Annotated in this window: 22 protein-coding genes and 1 tRNA gene; 18 read left to right on the top strand and 5 right to left on the bottom strand. The window is 68.0% G+C overall.

All coding sequences use genetic code 11. The features are described 5' to 3' along the window. Nucleotides 1-13: 13 nt before the first annotated feature. Genes ABFD52_13285 through ABFD52_13255 form a run of 7 tightly spaced genes read left to right on the top strand, consistent with a single transcriptional unit; the run spans nt 14 to nt 8,625 of the window. The gene (locus tag ABFD52_13285) at nt 14-610 is read left to right on the top strand and encodes a response regulator (protein ID MEN6561737.1); all 597 of its coding nucleotides are present in this window, start codon (nt 14-16) and stop codon (nt 608-610) included. Beyond that, nucleotides 607-3,246, top strand: coding sequence for a valine--tRNA ligase (locus ABFD52_13280; protein ID MEN6561736.1), 2,640 nt, complete (start codon nt 607-609; stop codon nt 3,244-3,246). Before ABFD52_13285 ends, ABFD52_13280 begins: the two co-directional genes overlap by 4 nt. 17 nt (nt 3,247-3,263) lie before the next feature. Beyond that, a complete protein-coding gene (locus ABFD52_13275) occupies nt 3,264-4,025 on the top strand; it encodes a biotin--[acetyl-CoA-carboxylase] ligase (protein ID MEN6561735.1) in 762 nt (253 codons plus the stop codon). 11 nt (nt 4,026-4,036) lie between these two features. Continuing rightward, nucleotides 4,037-4,813 carry a type III pantothenate kinase gene (locus tag ABFD52_13270; protein ID MEN6561734.1) on the top strand — a complete coding sequence of 259 codons (777 nt, stop codon included), beginning with the start codon at nt 4,037-4,039 and terminating at the stop codon, nt 4,811-4,813. Nucleotides 4,814-4,833: 20 nt separating this feature from the next. Continuing rightward, nucleotides 4,834-5,478: a hypothetical protein gene (locus ABFD52_13265; GenBank protein ID MEN6561733.1), complete on the top strand. Its 645-nt coding sequence runs from the start codon at nt 4,834-4,836 to the stop codon at nt 5,476-5,478. A 10-nt stretch (nt 5,479-5,488) separates the two neighbouring features. Beyond that, entirely contained in the window at nt 5,489-7,558 is a 2,070-nt protein-coding gene (gene rnr, locus ABFD52_13260; GenBank protein ID MEN6561732.1) for a ribonuclease R, read from the top strand. Between the two features lie 11 nt (nt 7,559-7,569). Further along, nucleotides 7,570-8,625 carry a SelB C-terminal domain-containing protein gene (locus ABFD52_13255; GenBank protein ID MEN6561731.1) on the top strand — a complete coding sequence of 352 codons (1,056 nt, stop codon included), beginning with the start codon at nt 7,570-7,572 and terminating at the stop codon, nt 8,623-8,625. Nucleotides 8,626-8,730: 105 nt separating this feature from the next. Here ABFD52_13255 and ABFD52_13250 read toward each other — a convergent pair whose 3' ends face one another. The 5 genes from ABFD52_13250 to ABFD52_13230 form a co-directional block, all read right to left on the bottom strand. Continuing rightward, nucleotides 8,731-10,839: a hypothetical protein gene (locus ABFD52_13250; GenBank protein ID MEN6561730.1), complete on the bottom strand. Its 2,109-nt coding sequence runs from the start codon at nt 10,837-10,839 to the stop codon at nt 8,731-8,733. Between the two features lies 1 nt (nt 10,840). Further along, nucleotides 10,841-11,764, bottom strand: a complete 924-nt coding sequence (gene argF, locus ABFD52_13245) for an ornithine carbamoyltransferase (protein MEN6561729.1) — start codon at nt 11,762-11,764, stop codon at nt 10,841-10,843. 12 nt (nt 11,765-11,776) lie between these two features. After that, complete coding sequence (gene arcC, locus ABFD52_13240) at nt 11,777-12,727, bottom strand: carbamate kinase (GenBank protein MEN6561728.1); 951 nt, start codon at nt 12,725-12,727, stop codon at nt 11,777-11,779. A gap of 7 nt (nt 12,728-12,734) precedes the next feature. Then, entirely contained in the window at nt 12,735-14,039 is a 1,305-nt protein-coding gene (locus tag ABFD52_13235; protein MEN6561727.1) for a cyclic 2,3-diphosphoglycerate synthase, read from the bottom strand. A 340-nt stretch (nt 14,040-14,379) separates the two neighbouring features. Next, entirely contained in the window at nt 14,380-14,862 is a 483-nt protein-coding gene (locus ABFD52_13230; protein ID MEN6561726.1) for a metallophosphoesterase, read from the bottom strand. Nucleotides 14,863-14,949: 87 nt separating this feature from the next. Between ABFD52_13230 and ABFD52_13225 the strand changes: the two genes are divergently transcribed. The 11 genes from ABFD52_13225 to ABFD52_13175 all read left to right on the top strand — a co-directional run bounded on the left by ABFD52_13225 (nt 14,950) and on the right by ABFD52_13175 (nt 24,122). After that, nucleotides 14,950-15,024 (top strand) — tRNA-Val (locus ABFD52_13225). A gap of 35 nt (nt 15,025-15,059) precedes the next feature. Then, a complete protein-coding gene (gene thrS / locus ABFD52_13220) occupies nt 15,060-16,820 on the top strand; it encodes a threonine--tRNA ligase (GenBank protein ID MEN6561725.1) in 1,761 nt (586 codons plus the stop codon). Between the two features lie 13 nt (nt 16,821-16,833). Beyond that, nucleotides 16,834-17,475 carry a translation initiation factor IF-3 gene (gene infC, locus ABFD52_13215; protein MEN6561724.1) on the top strand — a complete coding sequence of 214 codons (642 nt, stop codon included), beginning with the start codon at nt 16,834-16,836 and terminating at the stop codon, nt 17,473-17,475. Beyond that, nucleotides 17,390-17,590: a 50S ribosomal protein L35 gene (rpmI, locus tag ABFD52_13210; protein ID MEN6561723.1), complete on the top strand. Its 201-nt coding sequence runs from the start codon at nt 17,390-17,392 to the stop codon at nt 17,588-17,590. Before infC ends, rpmI begins: the two co-directional genes overlap by 86 nt. A 26-nt stretch (nt 17,591-17,616) precedes the next feature. Next, nucleotides 17,617-17,973 carry a 50S ribosomal protein L20 gene (gene rplT / locus ABFD52_13205; GenBank protein ID MEN6561722.1) on the top strand — a complete coding sequence of 119 codons (357 nt, stop codon included), beginning with the start codon at nt 17,617-17,619 and terminating at the stop codon, nt 17,971-17,973. Nucleotides 17,974-17,991: 18 nt separating this feature from the next. Continuing rightward, nucleotides 17,992-19,017, top strand: a complete 1,026-nt coding sequence (gene pheS, locus ABFD52_13200) for a phenylalanine--tRNA ligase subunit alpha (protein ID MEN6561721.1) — start codon at nt 17,992-17,994, stop codon at nt 19,015-19,017. Beyond that, nucleotides 19,014-21,062 carry a phenylalanine--tRNA ligase subunit beta gene (gene pheT, locus ABFD52_13195; protein ID MEN6561720.1) on the top strand — a complete coding sequence of 683 codons (2,049 nt, stop codon included), beginning with the start codon at nt 19,014-19,016 and terminating at the stop codon, nt 21,060-21,062. Before pheS ends, pheT begins: the two co-directional genes overlap by 4 nt. Before the next feature lies 1 nt (nt 21,063). After that, a complete protein-coding gene (gene zapB, locus ABFD52_13190; protein ID MEN6561719.1) occupies nt 21,064-21,324 on the top strand; it encodes a cell division protein ZapB in 261 nt (86 codons plus the stop codon). Further along, entirely contained in the window at nt 21,321-21,650 is a 330-nt protein-coding gene (locus tag ABFD52_13185; GenBank protein MEN6561718.1) for a cell division protein ZapA, read from the top strand. Before zapB ends, ABFD52_13185 begins: the two co-directional genes overlap by 4 nt. A 113-nt stretch (nt 21,651-21,763) precedes the next feature. Beyond that, nucleotides 21,764-23,329 carry a ribonuclease Y gene (gene rny, locus ABFD52_13180; GenBank protein MEN6561717.1) on the top strand — a complete coding sequence of 522 codons (1,566 nt, stop codon included), beginning with the start codon at nt 21,764-21,766 and terminating at the stop codon, nt 23,327-23,329. Continuing rightward, complete coding sequence (locus tag ABFD52_13175) at nt 23,319-24,122, top strand: TIGR00282 family metallophosphoesterase (protein MEN6561716.1); 804 nt, start codon at nt 23,319-23,321, stop codon at nt 24,120-24,122. The genes rny and ABFD52_13175 overlap by 11 nt, the downstream gene beginning before the upstream one ends. Nucleotides 24,123-24,126: the final 4 nt, after the last annotated feature.

The raw sequence follows: 24,126 nt of genomic DNA, 5'->3' as shown, positions 1-24,126 counted from the left end.
TCTGAGGATCGACGTGCCCTACAAGATCGTCGTCGCCGACCCCAGCCCTTCGGTCCAGAAGGCGGCCCCTCTCGTCTTCCCCGAGCCGGAGTTCCGGGTCTTCGTCTTCGACGACGGGGCGTCGCTGCTCGAGTCCGTGGCCGAGATCGGCCCCGACGCGCTGGTCGTCAGCCTGACGCTGCCCGGCCGGGAGGGCTACGATGTCGCCCGGACCTTGCGCAGCCGCAAGGAGCTGGCCTCGGTGCCGCTCGTCGGCCTGCGGGGCTCGTTCGAGTGCCTCGACAGCGACCGGGCCGCGCCGGCCGAATACGACGAGATCCTGGCCAAGCCCTTCGACTCGGAGCGCCTGTCCGCCGTCATCCGGGAGCTCATCGCCCGGAAGACGGGGCCGACGTCGCTCCCCGAGGAGCCCGTCCGGCGGGGCGGCACGCCCGCCTCCGGGCCGACGCCCCCGGCGCCGCCGGGGGGCCCGTCCGCGCGGGAGGCCGCGCCGGACCCCGACGTCCGGGGCCTGGTCCGGGAGGAGATCGGCGGCATGGAGCACGAGATCGAGAAGCGCGTCCGGGCCCGCGTCCTGGCCGATATAAAGGAGTGGATGTCCAAGTCATGAGCGCGAAAGACGAACTGGCCAAAGCCTACGACCCCAAGCCCGTCGAGGAGAGATGGGGCAAATTCTGGATCGACGAGGGCCTCTATGTCGCCGACGCCGCGTCGGACAAGCCCAAGTTCTCCATGGTCCTGCCGCCGGCCAACGTCACCGGCATCCTCCATATGGGCCACGCCCTCTGCTTCACCCTGCCGGACATCATCACCCGCTGGAAACGGATGAAGGGCTACAACTGCCTCTGGCTGCCGGGGACCGACCACGCCTCGATCGCCGTCCACAACGTCATCGAGAAGAAGCTGGCCGCGGAGGGCAGGAGCCGGGAGGCGGTCGGCCGCGAGGAGTTCCTCCGCATCGCCTGGGAGTGGAAGCGCAAGTACGCCGGCGTCATCACCAGCCAGCTCAAGAAACTCGGCCTGTCGCTCGACTGGTCGCGGGAGCGCTTCACCATGGACGAGGGCTTCAGCCGGGCCGTCATCCAGGTCTTCGTCTCCCTTTACAATGAGGACCTGATCTACCGCGACTATTTCCTGGTCAACCGCTGCCCGCGCTGCCGGACCGTGCTCTCGGACATCGAGATCGAGCACAAGGACCTCCACGGCAAGCTCTGGCACATCCGCTACCGGGTCGAGGGCTCGGACGAAGCGGTGGTCGTGGCCACGACCCGTCCCGAGACCATGCTCGGCGACACGGCCCTGGCCGTCCACCCGGACGACGAGCGCTACAGGCACCTCCACGGCAAGCGGGTCATCCTGCCCCTGCAGGAGCGGCCCATCCCGATCATCACCGACGAGCGGGTCGAGCTCGAGTTCGGCACCGGCGCGGTCAAGGTCACTCCGGCCCACGACCCGGTCGACTTCGAGCTCGGCAAGAAGCACGGCCTGGAGCAGATCATCGTCATCGACGGCGAGGGCCGGATGACCGAGGCCGCCGGGCCGGAGTTCGCCGGGCTCGATCGCTTCGCCGCCCGGGCCAAGGTCGTCGAGGCGCTCCAGGCCCGCGGGAGCCTGGTCAAGATCGAGGATTACGATCACGCCGTCGGCCACTGCTACCGCTGCCACAGCGTCATCGAGCCGCACCTGTCGTGGCAGTGGTTCGTCCGCATCAAGCCGCTGGCCGACGAGGCCATCCGCGTCGTCGAGGACGGCTCGATCGAGTTCGTCCCGCCGAACTGGTCCAAGACCTACTTCGAGTGGATGTACAACATCCACGACTGGTGCATCTCCCGCCAGCTCTGGTGGGGCCACCGCATCCCGGCCTGGTACTGCCGGGACTGCGGCCAGGTCCACGTGGCCATGGAGGCCCCGGCCCGCTGCGCCAAGTGCGGCGGCCCGGTCGTCCAGGACGAGGACGTCCTCGACACCTGGTTCTCCTCGGCCCTGTGGCCGTTCGGCACGCTCGGCTGGCCCGACGAGACCGCGGACCTCAAGACCTTCTACCCGACCGACCTGATGTCGACCGGGTTCGATATCATCTTCTTCTGGGTGGCCCGCATGATCATGATGGGCCTCAAGTTCCGGGGGGAGATCCCGTTCAGGCAGGTCTTCATCAACGGCCTCGTCCGCGACCTCAAGCGGCGCAAGATGAGCAAGTCGGAAGGCAACATCATCGACCCGCTGGAGATGATCGACAAGTACGGCACCGACGCCCTGCGCTTCACCCTGGCCGCCCTGGCCGTGCCGGGCATGGACCTGGCCCTGTCCGAGGAGCGCATGGCCGGCTACCAGGCCTTCGCCAACAAGATCTGGAACGCCTCGCGCTTCGTCCTGATGAACCTCAAGGACGAGCGGCCGGCGGCCCCCGCGACCCCCGCGGCCGGCCTGTCGCTGGCCGACCGCTGGATCCGCAGCCGCCTGGCCGCGGTCACGGCCGCCCTGGACGAGAGCCTGGCCCAGTACAAGTTCTACGAGGCCGCCGACATCATCTATCACTTCGTCTGGCACGAGTTCTGCGACTGGTACATCGAGTTCGCCAAGGTCGGCCTGCGCGAAGGGAGCGCCGCGACCGAGGCCGTGCTGGCCGACGGGCTGGACCGCATCCTGCGGCTGCTGCACCCGTTCATGCCCTTCATCACCGAGGAGATCTGGCAGCACCTGCCCGGGGCGGGCAAGTCCATCTCCGTCGCGCCGTTCCCCGCGGCCGAGCCGGCCTGGTCGGACGAAGAGGCCGAGAAGGCCATGGCCCTGGTCCAGGCGGTCATCGTCGAGACCCGGGCCATCCGGGCAGGGAACAAGATCGCGCCCAAGGACAAGCTCCGGCTCATGGTCAAGAGCGCCGGCCCCGCGGAGACGGCCGCCCTGAAAGCCCAGGGCCAGCTGGTGAAGACACTGGCCGGCCTGGAGAGCCTGGAGTTCACGGCCGCCCTGCCCGAAGGCGAGGGCCTGCTCAAGGGCGTCGCCGGCCCGTTCGAGATCGGCGTCGTGCCCGGCCGGCCGGCCGACGTCGGGGCCGAGCGGGAGAGGCTGAGCAGGGAGCTGGCCAAGATCGCGGCCGAAGCCGAGAAGATCGAGCGCAAGCTCGGCAACGCCGACTTCGTGGCCAAGGCGCCGGCCGCGATCGTCGAAGAGACCAGGGCCCGGCTCGAGGAGATGCGGACGCGGCGCGACAAGCTCGGCCGGAACCTGGCCGTGCTGGGCGACTGAGCCCCGGGGCGGGAGCCATGCCCGTCGGTGCCATCGTTCACCGCCTGGAAAGCGTCCCCTCGACCAACGACGCCGCGCGGGCCCTGGCCCTGCAGGGGGCCGGCCACGGCACGGCGGTCCTGGCCGGGGAGCAGACCCGGGGCCGGGGCACGAAGGGCCGGCCCTGGCATTCGCCGGCCGGGCTCGGGCTTTATGCCTCGTTCATCCTCCGCGGCCCCGGCGGCGGGCCCGTGCCGACCCCCCATCTCGTCCCCCTGGCGGCCGGGCTGGCCGCGTCGGACGCCGTGCTGGAATCGGCCGGGGTCGCGACCGGCCTCAAGTGGCCGAACGACATCGTCTTCGGCGGCCGGAAGCTCGGCGGCATCCTGTCCGAGGGGGTGACCGGGGCGGCCGGCGGGGATTTCGTCGTCGTCGGCATCGGTCTCAACGTCGGCCAGGGCGAGGCGGATCTTCCCGTCGAGATCCGGGCCGCCGCGACCTCGATCAGGCTGGCCGGCGGCCGGGACGCGGATGTCGAGGCCGTCTTCGGGTCGCTTTGCCGGGCCCTTGACCGCTGGTATAATGTCCTCGCGCGGGGAGGCAAGGAGGCGGTCATCAGGGAGTTCGAGGCCCGGCCGGCCTTCCCCCGCGGCGCGTCCGTCCGGATCGAGACGGCCGGCGGGGCGTTCGAGGCGGAATACCGGGGGCTCGACCCCGAAGGCCGGCTCGTCGTCGCCGCCCGCCCCGGGGCGGGAACGATCGCCCTCGACGGCGTGCTGAAGCTCGATCGGATATCCTGAGGAGGAAGGCCATGCTCTTGGCATTCGATGTCGGGAACACGACTATCGCCGTCGGCCTCTTCCGCGGCCGCAAGCTGGTCAGGAGCTGGAAGCTCGAGACCGACAGCGACCGGACATCCGACGAGTACGGCATGATCATCCTCGGCCTGTTCGGCGGGGCCGGCCTGACGCCCGGCAAGGTCGCGGGGGCCATCATCTCCAGCGTCGTCCCGCCCCTGACGCCCGTCATCGAGGAGGTCTGCCGGACCTCGTTCGCCACGGAGCCGAGCGTCGTCGGCCCGGGGCTCAAGACGGGCATGCCCATTCTTTACGAGAACCCCTTTGAGGTCGGCGCGGACCGCATCACCGCGGCCGTCGCGGCCTTCGAGAAATACGGCGGGCCGGTCATCGTCCTCGATTTCGGCACGGCGACGACGTTCGACGCCATCTCGGCCAGGGGCGAGTACCTGGGCGGGGCCATCGCCCCGGGGGTCCGCATCTCCGCCGAGGCCCTCTACCTCAAAACGGCCAAGCTGCCCCGCATCGAGCTCCGGAAGCCGAAGCGGGCCATCGGCCGCACGACCGTGGCCAGCATGCAGTCGGGGCTCTATTTCGGCTACATCGGCATGGTCACCAGGACGATCGAGGAGATCCGCAAGGAGCTCGGCCGGGAAGCCCGGGTCATCGCCACGGGCGGCTTCGGCAGCCAGATCACCGCCGAGCTGGATGTGATCGAGGCCTACGAGCCGGACCTCGTCCTCGAAGGACTGAGGATCATCCACGAGAGGAACAGGGACGCCCGGGCCTAGCCCGGCGCCCGCTTGCGGCCATGGACGACGACAGCTCCCCGGGCGGCTATTACCGGGAGATCGCCCGGGCCTTCCTCGGCCGCCGCGGCGGGTCGCTCCTCCTCTCGCCCAAGGACCAAGCCGCCATCGCCGCCTGGGAGGCCGACTGCATCCCGCTCCGGGTCGTGATCGAGGGCCTCGACCGGACCTTCGACGATCTCCGATCCCGGGGCCGGGCTTCCAGGTCGGTCTCGCTGGCCTTCTGCGACCGCCGGGTCCGGGCCGCCTTCGCCCAGCACCGGGACCGGGCGGCCGGACGGAGAAGGCCCGCGGCGGGGGCCGCGCCCGGTCCCGACAAGCGGGAGCTGGCCCGCCGGGAGATCGGCCAGGCCCTCGAGGCGCTGCCGGCCGCCGAGGCCGGGCTGAGAAGCCTCCTGCGGGACGCCCTCGGCGTCCTGGCCGGGGAACGGGCCGACCGTGACGAACTCGAGCGCATCGATGCCGCCATCGAGGAGGCCCTCTGGGCCGGGACGACTCCCTCCGACCGGGCCGCCGCGGAGGCGGAAGCGCGGCAGGCCTCGCGAGGCCGGACGACGGCCGTCAGGGCCGACGAGGTCCGGCGCCGCGCCGTCATGGCCGCCCGGGCCCGCCGCCGCGTCCCCCACGTTTCACTCCATTATTATTGAGAAAGATCCCATGCTTACAGCTAAAACGCTCAATCTCCTCAAGAAACATCCTGAAGGGCTCGACCTAGACCGGATCGTGTCCGAGCTCGGCCTCAAGCGCCGCGACCGGACCAAGGTCCTGGCCGGGCTGCGCGAGCTCGAAGCCCGGGGCGCCGTCCGCCTGTCGCGCGGCCGCTACCGGCTGGCAGAAAGGACGGGCGTCGTCCGGGGCCGCTTCGTTACGGCCCGCCCCGGGTTCGGCTTCGTCACGCCCGAGGGCGGCGGCCCGGACATCTTTGTCCATGCCCGGAACGCCCGCGGCGCCCTGCCCGGGGACGAGGTCACGCTCGTCGTCAACGAGCGGGGCAAGTTCGGCAAGCCCGAGGGCCGGGTCGAACGGATCGTCCGGAAGGGCCGGACCGGGCTCGTCGGCCTCTACGTCGAGCGCCACGGCGCGCCCTTCCTCCAGCCTTTCGACTCGCCGGACACGGACGACATCCCGCTCAAGACGCGGGGCAAGCTCAAGGCCGAGCCGGGCATGATCGTCGAGGCCGACCGGGTGACGCTGGCCCTGAGCCGCGTCTTCGGCCGGCCCGAGGATCCCGGCGTGGACGCCCAGGTCGTCATCGACCGCTACGGCCTGCGGGACGGGTTCCCCGTCGACGTCCGGCAGGAGGCCGAGGCCATCCCCGACCTCGGCGAAAAACCGGGCCTCGACGGCCGCCGCGATTTCCGCGACTGGGCGACCGTGACCATCGACGGCGAGACGGCCCAGGACTTCGACGACGCCGTCAGCATCCGCCGGCTGGGCGACGGCGGCTGGCTTCTCGGCGTCCACATCGCCGACGTCTCCCATTACGTCCGGCCCGGGAGCGCCCTCGACCGCGAGGCCTTCGAGCGGGGGACGAGCGTCTATTTCCCCGGCCTGACCCTGCCGATGCTGCCCGAGCGGCTGTCCAACGGGCTCTGCAGCCTGCGGCCCCACGAAAACCGGCTGACGGTCTCGGCCGTGCTCGACATCGACCGGGACGGGCTCGTCCGCAAGGCCGAGTTCGCGCCCTCGATCATACGCACGGCCCACCGGATGACCTACACGTCGGTCTTCGCCGTCTTCGAGGGCGACGCCGCGGAGAGAGCCCGCTACGCCGACGTCGTCCCCGACCTCCTTGAGATGCGCGAGCTGGCCGCCGTGCTGCGGGCCCGCCGCCTGGGCGAGGGCAGCCTCGACTTCGACCTGGCCGAGCCCGAGCTCATCTCCGAGGGCGGCCGGCTCCTGGCCGTCGCCGCCGCGGAAAGGAACGAGGCCCACCGCCTGATCGAGGAGTTCATGGTCGCCGCCAACGTGGCCGTGGCCTCGGCCTTCACGGCCAGGAATATGCCCGCGATCTATCGCGTCCATCCCGCCCCGGATGTTGGCGACCTCGAGAAGCTCCGCGACATCCTGCTCCGCTTCGGGCTGGCCCTGCCGGACCCGGCCAGGGTCCGGTCCAGGGACCTCCAGCGCGTCCTCGACAAAGCTAGGGGCCTGCCCGGGGAGAAGTTCATCGGCCGCCAGGTCCTGCGGGCGATGAAGATGGCCGTCTACTCGCCTAAGAACGTCGGCCACTACGGCCTGGCCAAGAGCGACTACACGCACTTCACTTCGCCCATCCGCCGCTATCCCGACCTCGTCGTCCACCGCCTGCTCAAGACCCTGTTGCGCCGGGAGACGGCGGCGCCGCTCGACCTCCGGGCGGTCGCCGACCTGTCGTCCGAGAGGGAGCGCAACGCCGCCGAGGCCGAGCAGTCCCTGGTCGAGTGGCGCATCCTGCGCTTCCTCAAGGACCGCCTGGGCGACGAGTTCGACGGCATGGTCGTCGACGTTATCAAGGCCGGCCTGCTGGTCGAGCTCGAGGACTACTTCGTCTCCGGCCTGCTGCCGTTCGTGTCGCTCAAGGGAGACTACGAGCCGCGGCCCGCCGGCCGGCGCCTGCGGCCCCGGAAGAAGCGCGCGATGCTGGAGCTCGGGGACGCCGTCCGGGTCACGCTCGTCTCCTGCGACCCGGCCCTGCGGCGCATCGGCTTCGTCCCGGCCGCGGACCCGAAAGGGGGCCGCCCGTGAAGGCCTCCGCCTTGGACGCCGTCCTTGATTTCCCCCCGGCCGGGCCGGACTTCAGGGCCGAGGTGCTGTTCCTCGGCGGCTCGGCGGCCGCCCGGATCCTGGACTACGCGGTCCCCGGGCGCAAGAAGGCGCCGTTCGTCCGCGTGCTGACGGACCGCCCCGTCGAGGCCAAATGGGCCGACCCGTTCGAGGTCCGGACGCCGGCCGGCGAGAGCCTCGGCCGCGGCAAGTGTCTCTACCCCGGTCCGCCGACGCCGCAGGAGATGAAGCTTTCCAGCCGCAAGGCCCTGCTGGCGCGGCTCGAGCTCGGCGAGAAGGACATGGTCCTGGCCCTGGCCGAGCACGGCGGCCTGCGCGGGCTGAACGGCGAGGACCTGGACCGCTTCGCCCGCCTGTCGCAGTCCCGCCTCGAGACGCTGGCCCGCTCGCTCGAGGAGGGGGGGCGGGTCCGCATCCTCGGCTTCATGCCGCTGCGCCTGGTCTCGCAGACCGCCCTCGACGTCCTCCGCGGCCGGATCGTCTCGTTCCTGGGCCAGTACCACAAGAAGCATCCGGGCCAGAAGGGCGCGCCGCTCGAGGCCCTGGAAAAAAGGTTCGAAGCGCCCAAAACGGTCCTCGTCCTGGCCCTGCGCCTGCTGGCCAAAGAGGGGCGGGCGGTCGAGGAAGCGGGGACAGTCCGGATGCCTGAGTTCCGGCCTCCCCTCCCGGCCGCCGACGAGGCCGTGTTAGCCGAGCTCGAAGGCATGGTCCTCAGCGGCGAGCTCGGCAGCGTCACCCCCGACGACATCCGGGCCCGGCTCGGACTCTCGCCGGCCCGGCTTCAGGCCCTCCTGGGCATCCTGGCCGAGCGCAAGAAGATCGTCGAGGGCTTCGACGGATTCGTCCTCCACCAGAGCTGGCTCGACGAGATCATCGCCAAGGTCCGGGCTTCGGGGAAGCGCGAGCTGACCGTGGCCGACTTCAAAGCCATGACCGGCCTGTCGCGAAAGTACAGCATCCCCCTCCTGGAGTTGTTGGACAGCATGGGGATCACGAGAAGAAAGGGTTCCGTGAGGGACATCCTCTAGTCCCCGGGCGGCCCTCAGCCGTGCGCTGTTAAAGGGCCGAGGGCAGCATGGGCGTCGCCCGACTCAAAGCCTCGAGAGAGGATTCGCAAAACCCGGGACCAGAAGTTACTTCGGCTCTTCGCCCTCGGGCTTCTCTTCCGGCTTCTCCTCGGACGTCTCGGCGGCTTCGTCTTCCGGCTTCTTTTTCAGAGCGGTCTTGAGCAGGTCGCCGAAGATGCCGAACTTGAGCTTGGACTCGTCCTTCTTCGGGGCCGGTTTGATCTCGTCCTTCTTTTCCCGGACCCGCTGCTGCTCGGGGGTCTCTTCCTCTTTTTCCTTGACCGCAGCCAGGGCGTCCCGTTCGGACTCTTCCTCGGCGATCTTCTCCTCGATGACCCGGCGCTCGCTCTTCTTGGGCCGCGGCCCCTTCTCGCCGCCGCCTTCCTTGGGCTTCCGCCTCTTGAATTCCTTGCCCTTCTTCGGGGCGGATGTCCCGGGCACGGGCGGCGCGATGGGAGCGGCCGGCTCCGCCGGGACCTCCGGCTCGAAGCCGGTGTCGGGCTCTACGCCGCCCATCTCCTCGGCGATGGCCTCGAGGGCCGCTTCCTCTGGCGTGTAGGCCTCGGGGCCGAGCCCCTCTTCGGCGCCCTCGGCGTAGGCGGCCTCGACAACCTCCTCCTCGATGAACGGCTCGTGGTAGGTGAAGACGCCCTTCTTCTTGTCCGACTTCGTGAACTCGGGCGAGTTGACCAGGACGTACTCGACGTCCTCCTGGGTCGTCTGGCGGACCAGGTCGACCAAGTGATAGGCCCGGAGGAAGTGGAGCGAGTGGGCCGTCGTGGACAGGACGGGGTCGCGGAAGACGGTCACGACCAGGTCGCGGAGGTTGAAGCCCTCGCGGGTGGCCGTCAGGGGCAGCAGGTGGCCGAGCGTTTCCCGCTCGATGTAGATGATCTTGTTCGGCTCGGCGTAGGTGTAGGCCTCCTCGCCGTTGTCGGCGAACTCGTCCGTCCCGGCGTCGTAGCCGAGGCGGATGATCGAGATCTTCTTCTTTGACTTCTTGACCCAGAACTTGAACGTCGTCGGTCCGGTCCGCTCCAGGGTCAGGCTGGCGCCCTGGGGGATGTTGTGCTGGGAGTAGAAGTCCTGGAGCCCGAGGAAGAAGTTCTGGTTCGGGTAATAGTAAAGCGTGTAGGGCTTGTTCTCCTCGGAATCCGTGAAGGTGTATTCGCGGGCATGGGACAGGAGCTTGCCCAGGCTGCGGGGGATCTTGATGCCGCCGGAGACGATCTCGCGCCAGCTCAGGTAGATCTTGATCGGGAAGTCCTGGACCAGGCTCATCTCGGGCTTCTCGAGCACGTCCATCTCCGGCACCTCGGCCAGGGGCGCGGACAGGGCCAGGCCCTCGGGCAGGGCGTTGAGGATGGACTTGAGGTGCCACTTGCCCCAGCCGCCGTCGGCCAGGAGGATGAAGTCCTTCTTGTGCTTCTTCTCGAGGAGGGCGGACAGGCTCAGGCAGGTCAGGTCGAACAGGTCCGACGAGGCCTCGAGCCCGAAGAACTTCCGGACCAGGTCCTCGGTCGAGGCCGAGCGGCTGGCGGCCTGGAAGTCGGCCTCGATCTCCTGGACCTTCTCGGCCGGGATATCGACGCGCTTGACCGCCAGCTGCCAGAAATCGTTCCAGGTGAAGACCTTGGCGTCCTTGGCCAGCCGGGCCCGGAGGTTCTTTTCGAGGGTCCGCAGGTCCCGCTCGGTCATGGGCAGCTCGGTCAGCCGCGGATCGTCGGCCTTGGCCATGATCTCGGCGGTCTGGCCGCGGCCCTCGCAGTTGCACGGCAGGAGCACCTGCGTATGCGTCTTCTTCATGTAGTCGACGTACTTGCGGAAGACGCCGCCGCCGGGGTAGTCGACCTCGAGCATGTCGCAGCCGAAATGCTTGGAGAAGGTCTTGGCCACAACCTTGAGGATGACCCGGCCCTCGAAGTGCTCGACGGCCTTGCTCCCGACGGTCAGCGGTTCGTTGTATTCCTTCTCGATGAGGTCCCCGACCTCGTAGCGCACGTAGGAGTCGTACTTCTTGACGTCCTGGGTCCGCTCCGTGGCCGTCTTGGCGAAGGCCAGCTTGCCGGCCAGGTCGTGCGTCGATTGGGGATGCGGCGTCCGCTCGAGCTCGCGCTCGACGAGGGACAGGTCCTCGTCGGACACCTCTGTCAGGTTGATCGCTTCAGCGTTCATATCAGTCCTTGCCCCCCATGAGCGCGATGAGGATGGCCTTCTGCGCATGGAGGCGATTCTCGGCCTCGTCGAAGACGACGGAGCTGGGCGCGTCGATGACCTCATCCGTGACCTCGTCGCCCCGGTGGGCCGGCAGGCAGTGCATGAACAGGGCGCCCTGGCCGGCGTGGGCCATGAGCCGGGCGTTGACCTGGTAGGGCGCGAAGATCTTGGCCCGGGCCTCCTTCTCCGCCTCCTGGCCCATGGAGGCCCAGACGTCGGTGTAGACCGCGTCGGCGCCGGCCACGGCCTCTTCGGCCGAATGGGTCAGGGTCAGGTCGAAGCCGGTGTCCTTGCCGTCCTCGCGGGCCGCCTCGACGATCTCCTTCTTCGGCTCGTAGCCGGGGGGCGTCGCGACGGCCATTTTCGTCCCGCCCCGGGCGGCCGCCAGCATGAGGCTGTGGCAGACGTTGTTCCCGTCGCCGACGTAGGCCAGCTTGAGGCTGGAGAGCGCGCCCTTGTGCTCCCGCAGCGTCAGGAAATCGGCCATGGCCTGGCAGGGATGGGACAGGTCGGTCAGGGCGTTGATGACCGGGATCCTGCAGTTCGCGGCCAGGTCGACCGCGATCTGGTGCCCGAAGGTCCGGATCATGATGCCGTCGACCCAGCGCTCGAGGTTCTTGGCGATGTCGTAGGCGCCCTCGCGGCTGCCCAGGGAGATGTCTGAGGGGGCCAGGTAGATGGCCTCGCCGCCCAGCCGGAGCATGCCCGTCTCGAAGGTCATCCGCGTGCGCAGCGACGGCTTCTGGAAGATCATGGCCAGGATCTTGCCCTTGAGGGCCTTGCCGTACCTGGCCGGGTGTTTCTTGACTTCGGCGGCCTTGTCCAGCATCTGGCCGAACTCGTACACGCTCAAGTCACGGATGGACAGGAAGTCTTTTTGCATCGCGGTTTCCTCCTAAGCTGAGGCGACGATCCGGGTCCCCGACCGGTTGATCAGGGCGGCCTTGAGATGGGAGTCCTTGGTAATCAGGACCTCCCGGCCGCCCGCCTCGATGTATTCGACGGCGGCCCGGATCTTGGGCCCCATCGACCCCGGGGGGAACTGGCCGTCCGCCAGGTGCCGGCGGGCCTCGTCCACGGTCAGGACCGGGGCCTCGCGCTGGCCGGGCTTGCCGAAATCGATGAAGACGCGCTCGATGGCGGTCAGGATGATGAACAGGTCCACTTTGACCTCGCGCGCGAGCAGGCTCGCGGCGTAGTCCTTGTCGATGACGGCCTCGACGCCCTCGAACAGGCCGTTGCCGTTGATGACGACCGGGATGCCCCCGCCGCCCGCGGCGATGACGATGCGGCCGGCCTCGACCAGCTGGCTGATGACGCCCTTGGGGACTACGTCGATGGGCTTGGGCGAGGCGACGACCTTGCGGTAGCCGCGGCCGGCGTCCTCGACCATCGTCCAGCCCTTCTCGCGGGCCAACTGCTCGCCCCGGAACTTCGAGTAGAACGGGCCGACCGGCTTGGTCGGCCGGGCGAAGGCCGGGTCGTCCTTGTCGACGACGACCTGGGTGACGAGCGAGGCGACCTCCTTGTCGATGGAGCGCCGCCTCAGCTCGTTGACCAGGGCCCGTTCGAGCATGAAGCCCATGCTGCCCTCGGTCATCGCGTCGCAGACGTCGAGCGAGTAGGGCGGGATCTTGTTGGCCGCCTCCTCCATCTGGATGAGGAGGTTCCCGACCTGCGGCCCGTTGCCGTGGACGATGATGAGCTCGTAGCCCTTGCGGACGATGTGGACCATGAGCTCGGCCGCCCGGGCGGCGTTCCGCATCTGCTCCGACTGCAGACCTCTCTGGTTGTCGGGCAGCATGGCGTTGCCGCCGAAGGCGACGAGGGCGATCTTCGGTCTCATCGGGCTCCTAGAACTTCTTCAGGACGTCCTTCAGGGTGGGCGTGCCGATCTCCTCGAGCTCGTAGCCGACGCGGAGGATGGGCTTGGAGACCTTGACGACCCGGGTGATGTCGATCGGGGTGCCGCTGACGACGAGGTCGCAATCGATGGCCTCGATGGTCCTGGCCAGCTCGCGCATCTGCTTCTCGCCGTAGCCCATGGCCGGCAGGACGTCGGAGAGGTGGCTGTACTTCTCGAAGGTCTTCTTGATCGAGCCGACGGCGAAGGGCCGGGGATCGATGATCTCGGCCGCCCCGTACTTCTTGGCCGCGACGATGCCGGCGCCGTACTTCATGCCGCCGTGGGTGAGGGTCGGGCCGTCCTCGATGACCAGCACCCGCTTGCCGCGGATGCGCTCGCCGTCCTTGACGATGGTCGGGGAGTTGGCCTTGATGATCTTGGCCTTGGGGTTGACCTTCCTGGCGTTGGCCAGGACGGTCTCGATGCCCTCGGGCGTCGCCGTGTCCATCTTGTTGACGACGATGACGTCAGCCCGGCGGAAGTTGGTTTCGCCGGGATAGTACGAGAGCTCGTGACCGGCCCGGTGCGGATCGGCGACGACGATCTCGAGATCGGGCCTGTAGAAGGAGAAGTCGTTGTTGCCGCCGTCCCAGAGGATGACGTCGGCTTCCTTCTCGGCCTGCTTGAGGATGGCGCCGTAGTCCACGCCGGCGTAGACGATGATGCCCTTGTCGATGTGAGGCTCGTACTCCTCGCGCTCCTCGATCGTGCATTCGTGCTTGTCGAGGTCGGCGTAGGTGGCGAAGCGCTGGACCGCCTGCTGGGCCAGGTCGCCGTACGGCATCGGGTGGCGGATGGCGGCGACGCGACGGCCCTTCTCCTTGAGGATGGCGGCGACGCGGCGGCTGGTCTGGCTCTTGCCCGAGCCGGTGCGGACGGCGCAGACCGAGACGACCGGCCGGCGGCTCTTGATCATCGTGGCGCAGGGGCCGAGCAGGACGAAGTTGGCCCCGGCGGCCTGGGCGCGGGAGGCCATGTGCATGACATATTCGTGGGGAAGGTCGCTGTAGGCGAGATGGACGTCGTCGACCTTGTGGGCGGCGATGAGGTTCTCCATCTCGGACTCGGCCTCGATCGGGATGCCCCTGGGATAGAGCTTGCCGGCCAGGACCGCGGGGTACTTGCGGCCTTCGATGTCGGGGATCTGCGTGGCCGTGAAGGCGACGACCCGGTAATCCGGGTTGTCCCTGAAGTAGGTGTTGAAGTTGTGGAAGTCGCGCCCGGCGGCGCCCAGGATCAGAACCTTCTTCATGCGCTTTCTCCTTTCAAGAAAAAACTTCTCCATCCAATAATCGCCGATCTTCAATTGTCCGAAAAAGAAGCATAAGTATAGCCCATAAAAGGCTTTAAATCAATATAAGGAGGGGCATCGGGCCGGGAGGTCATTTTTGCGCGGTTCCAAGCGCGGATTTCCCCTATTAGGTCTCTTCCGGGGAGAAGCGCTCTTATCTTGGCTTCGTGGAGGGCGAGATCTTTCGGCCGGGGGCGCGCTTGGCGAAGCTCCCCTGGGCGCGTGGCGGGGCCGGCGGGCGGCGGGGCTGCTTCCAGGCGGGTTTCTGGCGGCGGTTAATAGGATGGGGCATGGCAAACCTCTAGAGCGTGATGATCTCGGCCGTCCGGGCTCCCGGGTCGAGCAGGGCGACCGTGCTCTTCCCCCTGAGCCAGCCGCCGGCTTCCCCCGGATTGACCAGGAGGACGCCGTCCCGGTTTTCGACGAGCGGCCGGTGGGTATGACCGAAAACGACGACATCCCCGGCTTTGGCGGCGGCCTGCCGCCCGGCCAGGCTGTCCAGGTGGCAGACGACGAAACGGAGCCCGGCGTGGACGAAAGCCAGGGGGCCGTCGTGTATCTCGCCGATCGCCCGGAAGGCCTGGGCCAGGCCGGCCCTTTCCCCGTCGCAGTTGCCGTAGACGGCCTTGACGGGCGCTTTGAGGTTCCGGAGCTCCTCGGCGGCGAATGGGGCGACGAAGTCCCCGGCGTGGATGACCAGGTCGCAGCCGGCGTCGTTGAACAGGCGGACGGCCTCCCGGACCCGGGTCAGGTTGTCGTGAGTGTCGGAAAGGATGCCGATCATGGTCGCGGTTCGATTATAGCAGAATCGGCGATATTGACAGTTCGGGCCGATTTGCTTAAGATAGAACGGCTTTAGAGTACGGATGTTAGGCGCGTAGCTCAGTGGGAGAGCGCTTCCCTGACACGGAAGAGGCCGTGGGTTCAATCCCCTCCGCGCCTACCACGATCACCCGCCCTCTCGAGGGACTGCACACGAGGATGAGCGAGAAGACACATATTCCGATCGAGGTCTTGCGCCACAGCGCGGCGCACCTGTTGGCCCAGGCCGTCCTGGAGCTCTACCCGGAGACCAAGACCGGCATCGGCCCGGCCATCGAGACCGGCTTCTACTACGACTTCCTGCGCGACACCCCCTTCACGCCCGAGGACCTGGACAAGATCGAGGCCCGCATGAAGGAGATCGCCCGGGAGAACATCCCGGTCGAGCGGCTCGTCCTGGCCAAGGACGAGGCCGTCAGGGTGTTCGAGGAGAAGGGCCAGCCGCTCAAGGTCGAGCTCATCCGCGAGAAGGGCGACGCCACGGTGACCGTTTACCGCCAGGGGCCGTTCGCTGATTTCTGCCTCGGCCCCCATGTCCCCTCGACCGGCGTCCTGGCCCACGTCAAGCTGCTCTCGGTCTCCGGCGCTTATTGGAAGGGCGACGAGAAGGGCCCGCAGATGCAGCGCATCTACGGCACGGTCTTCCCGACCGCCCAGGAGCTGGCCGACCATCTCCGAATGCTCGAGGAGGCCAGGAAGCGCGACCATCGCCGCCTGGGGGCGGAGCTCGATCTCTTCAGCACCAACGAGGTCCTCGGGGCCGGGCTCATCCTCTGGCACCCCAAGGGGGCCCGGATCCGGTCCATCATCGAGCAGCACTGGCGCGAGCGCCACTGGGCCGGCGGATACGATATCCTCTATACCCCGCATATCGGACGGGCGACCCTCTGGGAAACCTCGGGGCACCTCGGCTTCTACAAGGACAGCATGTACGCGCCGATGGAGATCGACGAGCAGCCGTACTACATCAAGCCGATGAACTGCCCGTTCCACATCCAGATCTACAAGTCCCGGATGCGCTCGTACCGGGACCTGCCCCTGCGCTGGGCCGAGCTCGGCACCGTCTACCGCTACGAGCGCAGCGGCACCCTGCACGGCCTGCTGCGCGTCCGCGGCTTCACCCAGGACGATGCCCACATCTTCTGCACCCCCGGGCAGATCGAGGACGAGATCCTGCGGGTCCTCGACTTCTCCGTCTCCATCCTGGCCGACTTCGGCTTCACCGACAACAAGATCGAGCTGTCGGTCCGCGACCCCAGGAACCTGGGCAAGTACGCCGGCTCGGACGCCATGTGGCGCCAGGCCGAGGCTTCGCTGGTCAAGGCCCTCGAGACCCGCGGCTATCCCTACGAGCGGATGGAGGGCGAGGCCGTCTTCTACGGGCCGAAGATCGACATCAAGATCAAGGACGCCATCGGCCGCTTCTGGCAGTGCACGACCATCCAGTTCGACTTCAACATGTCCGAGCGCTTCGGCATGACCTACGTCGGCGAGGACGGCCAGGAGCACCGGCCCTACATGGTCCACCGGGCCCTGCTCGGCTCGCTCGAGCGCTTCTTCGGCGTCCTCGTCGAGCACTACAACGGAAGCTTTCCCCTGTGGCTGGCCCCCGTCCAGGCCGTCATCCTGCCGATCGCCGAGCGCCACGAGGCCTACGCCAGGGCCTTCGACGAGCGGCTCCGGGCCGCCGGCCTGCGCTCGACGGTCGACCTCAGCCGGGAGAAAGTCGGCAAGAAGATCCGCGAAGCGGAAACGCAGAAGGTCCCGCTCATCCTGGTCGTCGGCGACAAGGAGGTCGAGCGCGGCTCGGCCGCCCTGCGCGTCCACGGCCAGGGGGACAAGGGCGAGATCGACGCGGCCCGCTTCCTCGAGCGGGCCCTCGAACTCAACCGCCAAAAAAGTCTCGTCGTGAATTTCTAGAGGAGGACCACCCATTTTCAAGAGACACGGATTCTATCCCGCGGTCGCCAAGGCCAAGCCCCACCGGACGAACGAGATGATCCCCGCCCGCGAGGTCCGGGTCATCGACGAGAACCGTCAGGCCCTCGGGGTCATGCCCACGGGCCAGGCCGTCCAGATGGCCCGGGACCGCGGCCTCGACCTCGTCGAGATCGCGCCGGGGGCCGATCCCCCGGTCTGCAAGATCACCGACTACGGCAAGTTCCTGTACGAAGAGCACAAGAAGGACCACGAGGCCAAGAGGCACCAGAAGCAGATCCAGATAAAAGAGATCAAGTTCCGGCCCAAGATCAGCATTCACGACTACGACTTCAAGATGAAGCACGTCAAGCGCTTTCTCGGGGAAGGCAACAAGGTCAAGATCACGGTCATGCTGCGCGGCCGCGAGAAGCAGAAACCGGAGCTCGGACTGCAGGTCCTGGACCGGGTCCTCGGCGACGTCAAGGACCTGGCCACGCAGGACGGCTCCGCGCGAAGGATGGATTGGGCCGTGTCAGCCCTGCTGGTCCCCACCAAGGTAGGAGGAAAAGATGCCAAAGTTAAAAACCCACAAGGGAGCCCAAAAGCGGTTCAAGGTCACGGAGAAGAAAAAGTTCCGGCACGCCCAGGCGAATAAGAAGCACATCCTGACCAAGAAGGCGTCCAAGCGCAAACGCCAGCTGGGCAAGTCGGCCGAAGCGAGCAAGGCCGACCGCGGGATCCTCAAGACCATGCTCCCGTACGATCTGTGATCGGGCTCGCGATTTAGGAGACACCAATGGCACGCGTGAAACGCAGCACCAAACGGCGCGACCGCCGCAGGAAGGTCCTCGGCCTGGCCAAGGGCTACTTCGGCGCCAAGAGCCGCAATTACCGCACCGCCAAAGAGGCGGTGGAGAAGTCCCTGCTCTACGCCTACCGCGACCGGCGGGCCAAGAAGCGCGACTTCCGCAGCCTCTGGATCGTCCGCATCAAGGCCGGGGCCGTGGCCAACGGCACATCCTACAGCCGCTTCATCAAGGGCCTGAAGGACCTCGGCATCGGCCTCGACCGCAAGATCCTGGCGGACCTGGCCGTCAACGCCCCCGAAACGTTCGCCCACCTGGTCCGGATGACGAAGGCCCCGGCGGCGTAGCCTCCGCCGATGGCCACGCTGAAGGACCGGATCGAGGAGGTCCGGAAGGCGTTCGAGGCGGCCGCCCCGCAGGCTGGCGATGCCAAGTCCCTCGAGGAGCTTCGCACGGCCTTCCTGGGCCGCAAGAGGGGACACATCACGCTCCTCTTCGAGGCCTTGAAGTCCGCCCCGGCGGAGGAGAAGCGCGAGGCCGGCCGGCTCGTCAACGAGCTCAAGCAGGCCGTCGTCGAAGGCCTCGAGGCGCTCGAGGGCCAGGCCCGGACGGCCGTCCGCCCGGCCCGGGCGATCGACCTGACGCTGCCCGGCCGGAAGCGGTACGTCGGCCGGCCCCACCCGCTGACCCTCTTCCAGGAGGAGATCGAGCGCATCTTCCTCGGCATGGGCTTCTCCATCGAGGAAGGGCCCGAGATCGAGACGGATTATTACAACTTCGAGGCCCTGAACTTCCCGCCCTACCACCCGGCCCGCGACAAGTGGGACACGCTCTTCATCAAGGGCGACCTGCTCCTGCGGACCCACACCTCGCCCGTCCAGGTCCGGGTCATGGAGCGGTCCAAGCCCCCGATCCGCATCATCTGCCCCGGCCGGGTCTTCCGCCGCGAGACGCCGGACCCGACCCACCTGCCGATGTTCCTGCAGGTCGAGGGGCTGGTCGTCGACCAGGGCGTCACCTTCGCCAACCTCAAGGGCACGCTGGAGCACTTCCTCCGGGCCCTCTTCGGCGAGAAGGTCAAGGTCCGCTTCCGGCCCAGCTACTTCCCCTTCACCGAGCCCTCGGCCGAGGTCGACATCGAGTGCCTCGTCTGCTCGGGCCGCGACCCGAACTGCCGCGTCTGCGGCGGCACGGGCTGGAAGGAGATCCTCGGCTCGGGCATGGTCGACCCGCAGGTCCTCAAGAACGTCAACATCGACCCGGAGAAGTATTCCGGCTGGGCCTTCGGCCTGGGCGTCGACCGCACGGCCATGTTCGCCTTCGGCATCCCCGAGATGCGCTATTTCTACGAGAACGACCTGAGGTTCCTCAGGCAATTCGGGACCAAATGAAGATCAGCCAGGACTGGATCCGCGAGTACGTCGCCGTCGACCTGCCCAGGCAGGAGCTCGTCGACAAGCTGACCATGATCGGCTGGGTCCCCGAGACCGTCGAGGAGAAGGGCGGCGACCTCGTCCTCGACCTCGAAACCTACGCCAACCGGCCGGACACGCTCGGCCACCTCGGCGTGGCCCGCGAGCTCGGGGCCCTGCTCGGCCTGCCCCTCGTCGGGAAGGACTGGCCGGTCGCCGAGCTCGAGGAGGACACGGCCCGGGCCGCCGACGTCCAGATCGAGGCCGAGGCGCTCTGCCCCCGGTACTGCGGCCTGGTCGTCCGCGGCGTCCCGGTCGGGCCGTCGCCCGAGTGGCTGCAGCGCCGCCTCGAGGCCATGGACCTGCGGCCGATCAACAACATCGTCGACGTCTCGAACTACGTCCTCTTCGCCACCGGCCAGCCCCTGCACACCTTCGACTTCGGCCGGATCGGCGGCGGCCGCATCATCGTCCGCCGGGCCAAGCGCGGCGAGACGCTGGTCGACCTCGATGGCCGGACGCTGGAGCTCGAGCCGGAGATGCTGGTCATCGCCGACGAGAGCCGCCCCGTGGCCCTGGCCGGCGTCATCGGCGGCCAGGCCTCCGGCATCACCGCGTCGACCCGCGACGTCTTCATCGAGAGCGCCTGCTTCGACCCGGTCAGCATCCGCAAGACGGCCAAGAAGCTGGGGCTTTCGACCGACGCCTCCTACCGCTTCGAGCGCGGGACGGACATCGGCTTCGCGCCGCAGGCCGCCCGCATGGCCGCGTCGCTCCTGACGCAGATGGGCGGCCGGGCCACCCGCGGACTCATCGACCGCTATCCCCGGCCGCCGAAGCCCCAAACGGTCCGGCTGCGCCTGCGCCGGATCGCCGAGCTCCTCGGCGTCGTCGTGCCCGAGGACTTCGTCGTCGACGTCCTGGGCCGGCTGGGCTTCAGCCTGGAGGCCTCCGCCCACCATGCCTGGCGCGTCGAGGTGCCGACCTTCCGCGTCGACGTCTCGCGCGAGGCCGACCTGGTCGAAGAGGTGGCCCGCTTCTACGGCTACGACCGCATCCCCTCGCAGCCCACGCCCGTCGATTCGTTCCCCCTGGCCGCCAACCGGTCCCGGGAGCGGCAGGCCCGCGTCCGCCGGACCCTGCTCGGCCAGGGCTTCGACGAGGTCATCAACTGGAGCTTCGCCGACCCGGAGCGGGAAGCCGCCGCGGCCGGCGGCCGGACGGCCGTGGCCATCCGGAACCCGATCTCCAACCGTGCCTCGGTCATGCGCACGACCCTGCTCCCCGGCCTCCTCGAGAACGGCGCCTGGAACCTCAACCGCGGCCTCGAGGGCGTCCATGTCTTCGAGACGGGGAACGTCTATTATTGGGGCGACGAGGAGTCGCACTGCGAGAACCTCCACCTCGGTCTGCTCTCGACCGGGCTCCTGCCCGGGGCGGGCCTGTCGGAGGCCGCCAGGGAGACCGACTTCTTCGTCGTCAAGGGCGCCGTCGAGGCGGTCCTCGAGGCCCTGCGCTTCGACCCGGCCGTTTTCGAGGAGCGCGACCACCCGTCGTTCGAGCCCGGCCGGGCCCTGGCCGTCCTTTATAAGGGCCAGGAAGTCGGTCACATCGGCCTGCTGCGGGCCGCGTTCACGGCCGGCGCGTCGGTCGAGCGGCCCGTTTTCGCCGCCGAGATCGACCTCGCGGCCCTGTTCGCGAAGACGCCGCGGCCGTTCGGGTTCGTCCCCGTGCCCAAGTTCCCGGGCGCCGTCCGCGACCTGTCCATCCTGGTCGACCGGGGGGTCGCGTACGGCGAGATCGCCCGGATCCTCGACAAGCTCGACCAGCCCCTGCTCGAGGGCGCCGAGCTCGTCGACCGGTTCTCGGGGCCGCCCGTGCCCGAGGGCCGGGTCAGCCTGACCGTCCGGTTGCGCTTCCGCCATCCCGAGCGGACGCTGGTGGCCGGGGAAGTCGACAAAGCCGAACAGGAGATCATCGGCCGCCTCAAGGCCGCTCTGGATATCCAACTCAGGGAGGGGTAAATTGACTTCCGAACTCGAGCGAATTAAAATACTTGAGGGCAAGATCGGGCTGGTCGTCGATCACATCCACAAGCTGACGACCGAGAACGACAAGTTAAAGCAGCAGATCAAGGAGCTCCGGACCGAGAAGAAGGACTTTGAAGAGAACGCCCGCAAGATCGCCCGGATGGACGAGGAGATGAAGAAGTACGAGGGCGAACGGGAGGTTCTGAAGGGGAAGATCGAGGCCATTATCGGGCAGATCGATCAATTGGGGTTATGACCGAACGCATCCTCGAGATCGAGATCTTCGGACAGCGGTACAAGATCCGCGTCAAAGGAGAGGAGGACGAGCAGTATATCGGCCACTTGACCTCGCTCGTGGACCAGAAGATGCACGAAGTGGCTGTGAAATCGAAGTCCGCGGACACGACCAAGATCGCCGTGCTGGCGGCCTTGAACATCGCGGACGAGCTGTTTCTGTGCCAGAAGAAGCTGGACCAGTTGAACGAGGCCCTGGGCCACATGGAGACGGAGATCGAAAGCTTGGAAGGGCATCTTTTCGCAGATGACACGACATACACGGACGCCGATAAATCCCCGCTGTGACGGGCCTGCCCCTGCGGGCCGGCTCGCGGGCCGGGCCGATCCCGGCGCGGGCATCTGACGCTTCCGGCCTTTCCATCCCGTCTCCTCATTTCGAATAGATGAGGAGGTATCCCATGGCATCATTGGGGACGATCGTCAGCATCGTCGTTATCGCCGTTCTCGCCGTCGCCGTCGCCGTCCTGCTGCTCAGGCGGCAGTCGGCCTCCCGCAAGGCCGCCGAGGCCGAGGAACAGGCCCGGATCATCCTGGAACGGGCCCGTGAGGACGGGGAGAAGATCAAGAGGGAAGCGGGCATCGAGGCCCGCGAAAAAGACCTGGTCCGCCAGAACGAATTCGAGGCCCAGAACCGGGAGAAGCAGCGGAAGATCAACGAGACCGAGCGCCGGCTGCTCAGCAAGGAGGAGAACCTGGAGCGGCGGTTCCAGTCGGTCGAGCGCAAGGAGCGCGATCTCTCCCAGAAGGAGCGCAAGCTCACCCAGACGGAAAAGGACCTCGAGGTCGAGGAGGCCAAGATCGCCGAGGCCATCCAGAAGGGCCTCCAGGAGCTCGAGCGGATCTCCGGCATGACCCAGGAAGAGGCCAAGGCCACGCTGATCAAGAAGATCGAGGACGAGGCCCGGCTCGAAGCCATCGCCACGGTCCGACGGATCGAGGACGAGACCAGGGAAAAGGCCGCCGTCTCGGCCCGGGAGATCATCACCAACGCCATCCAGCGCTCCGCCGCCGAGCACGTCACCGAGACCACGGTCTCGGTCGTCGACCTGCCGTCGGACGACATGAAGGGGCGGATCATCGGCCGCGAGGGCCGGAACATCCGGGCCCTGGAGATGGCCACCGGCGTCGACATCATCGTCGACGACACGCCGGAGGCGGTCATCCTGTCGAGCTTCGACCCCATCCGCCGCGAGCTGGCGCGCCTGTCCATCCAGAAGCTGGTCACCGACGGGCGCATCCACCCGGCCCGCATCGAGGACATCGTCGAGTCGGTCAAGGCCGACCTCGAGCAGAAGATCAAGCAGGAGGGCGAATCGGCCGTCCTGGAGCTCAAGGTCCGGGACATCCATCCCGAGCTGATCAAGCTCCTGGGCAAGCTCAAGTACCGGACGAGCTACGGCCAGAACGTCCTCCAGCACACCAAGGAAGTGGCCATGCTCGCGGCCATGATGGCCCGCGAGATCGGCCTAGACACCAACGTCGCCCTGCGGGCCGGCCTGCTCCACGACATCGGCAAGGCCGTCGACCGGGACGTCGAGGGGACGCACACCGAGCTCGGCGTCGAGCTGGCCAAGAAGTACGGCGAGTCGGAGAGGGTCGTCCAGGCCATCGCCTCGCACCACCGCGACGTCGACTTCCCGTCCATCGAGGCCGTCCTCGTCCAGGCCGCCGACACGCTCTCGGCCGCCCGGCCCGGGGCCCGGCGCGAGCTGCTGGAGACCTACATCCAGCGGCTGGAGAAGCTCGAGGAGATCGCCAGCTCGTTCGAGGGCGTCTCCAAGGCCTTCGCCTTGCAGGCCGGCCGCGAGATCCGCATCATCGTCGAAGCCCTCAAGGTCTCGGACGACAAGGCGGCCCTGCTGGCCAAGGACACGGCGGCCAAGATCAAGGCCGAGCTCGACTACCCCGGCCAGATCAAGGTCACGGTCATCCGCGAGATGAGGGCGGTCGAATATGCCCGCTGAGTTCGGCTGCCTCTTCCTTGGCGACATCATGGGCCGGCCGGGGCGGCGGGCCCTGGAGAAGTTCCTGCCCGGCCTCGTCAAGAAGTACAGGCCGTCCATCGTCGTCGCCAACGGCGAGAATTCTGCCGGCGGCAGCGGCATCACCGAGGACATCGGCAAGGACCTGTTCATGCACGTCGACGTCCTGACCTCGGGCAACCACATCTGGGACAAGAAGGACGCCCTGCCCTACCTCGAGCGCGAGCCGCGGCTCCTGCGGCCGGCCAACTATCCGCCGGTCAATCCCGGCCGCTCGTCCTACATCTTCCAGGCGGCCGACGGGCTCAAGGCGGCCGTCCTAAGCCTGCAGGGGCGGGTCTTCATGGAGCCCATCGACTGCCCGTTCAAGCGGGCCGACGAGGAGGTCGCGGCCCTGCGGGCCGTGACCCCGATCATCATCGTCGATTTCCACGCCGAGGCCACCTCCGAGAAGCAGGCCCTCGGCTGGCACCTCGACGGCCGGGTTTCGGCCGTCCTGGGCACGCACACCCATGTCCCGACGGCGGACGAGCGGGTCCTGCCCCAGGGGACGGCCTACATCACCGATGCCGGCATGGTCGGCGGCCGCAACGCGGTCATCGGCATGGCCCGCGAGCAGGCCCTGGCCCGCTTCCTGACCTCCCGGCCGCAGCGCTTCGAGCCGTCGAAAGACGGCCTGTTCCTGTCGGGCGTCTACATCGCGATCGACCCGGAGACCGGCCGGGCCCGGTCGATCGTCCGGGAGATCCTGGCGGAGGACGGTCACGAAGACTGAGGGC

It is taken from the genome of Acidobacteriota bacterium (genome assembly GCA_039683095.1).
Taxonomy (GTDB): domain Bacteria; phylum Acidobacteriota; class Aminicenantia; order Aminicenantales; family Saccharicenantaceae; genus RBG-16-66-30.
The sequence above is the reverse complement of the archived record's forward strand: the minus strand, read 5'-3'. Positions and strand labels throughout refer to the sequence as shown.

Excerpts from the sequence above, each read along its gene's own strand:
- ABFD52_13275 (MEN6561735.1), top strand. The coding sequence starts at position 3,264 with ATGCCCGTCGGTGCCATCGTTCACCGCCTGGAAAGCGTCCCCTCGACC.
- ABFD52_13270 (MEN6561734.1), top strand. The coding sequence starts at position 4,037 with ATGCTCTTGGCATTCGATGTCGGGAACACGACTATCGCCGTCGGCCTC.
- ABFD52_13175 (MEN6561716.1), top strand. The coding sequence starts at position 23,319 with ATGCCCGCTGAGTTCGGCTGCCTCTTCCTTGGCGACATCATGGGCCGG.
- ABFD52_13230 (MEN6561726.1), bottom strand. The coding sequence starts at position 14,862 with ATGATCGGCATCCTTTCCGACACTCACGACAACCTGACCCGGGTCCGG.
- rplT (MEN6561722.1), top strand. The coding sequence starts at position 17,617 with ATGGCACGCGTGAAACGCAGCACCAAACGGCGCGACCGCCGCAGGAAG.
- ABFD52_13250 (MEN6561730.1), bottom strand. The coding sequence starts at position 10,839 with ATGAACGCTGAAGCGATCAACCTGACAGAGGTGTCCGACGAGGACCTG.
- rpmI (MEN6561723.1), top strand. The coding sequence starts at position 17,390 with ATGCCAAAGTTAAAAACCCACAAGGGAGCCCAAAAGCGGTTCAAGGTC.
- ABFD52_13265 (MEN6561733.1), top strand. The coding sequence starts at position 4,834 with ATGGACGACGACAGCTCCCCGGGCGGCTATTACCGGGAGATCGCCCGG.
- rny (MEN6561717.1), top strand. The coding sequence starts at position 21,764 with ATGGCATCATTGGGGACGATCGTCAGCATCGTCGTTATCGCCGTTCTC.
- ABFD52_13235 (MEN6561727.1), bottom strand. The coding sequence starts at position 14,039 with ATGAAGAAGGTTCTGATCCTGGGCGCCGCCGGGCGCGACTTCCACAAC.
- pheT (MEN6561720.1), top strand. The coding sequence starts at position 19,014 with ATGAAGATCAGCCAGGACTGGATCCGCGAGTACGTCGCCGTCGACCTG.
- argF (MEN6561729.1), bottom strand. The coding sequence starts at position 11,764 with ATGCAAAAAGACTTCCTGTCCATCCGTGACTTGAGCGTGTACGAGTTC.
- thrS (MEN6561725.1), top strand. The coding sequence starts at position 15,060 with ATGAGCGAGAAGACACATATTCCGATCGAGGTCTTGCGCCACAGCGCG.
- ABFD52_13280 (MEN6561736.1), top strand. The coding sequence starts at position 607 with ATGAGCGCGAAAGACGAACTGGCCAAAGCCTACGACCCCAAGCCCGTC.
- ABFD52_13185 (MEN6561718.1), top strand. The coding sequence starts at position 21,321 with ATGACCGAACGCATCCTCGAGATCGAGATCTTCGGACAGCGGTACAAG.
- arcC (MEN6561728.1), bottom strand. The coding sequence starts at position 12,727 with ATGAGACCGAAGATCGCCCTCGTCGCCTTCGGCGGCAACGCCATGCTG.
- rnr (MEN6561732.1), top strand. The coding sequence starts at position 5,489 with ATGCTTACAGCTAAAACGCTCAATCTCCTCAAGAAACATCCTGAAGGG.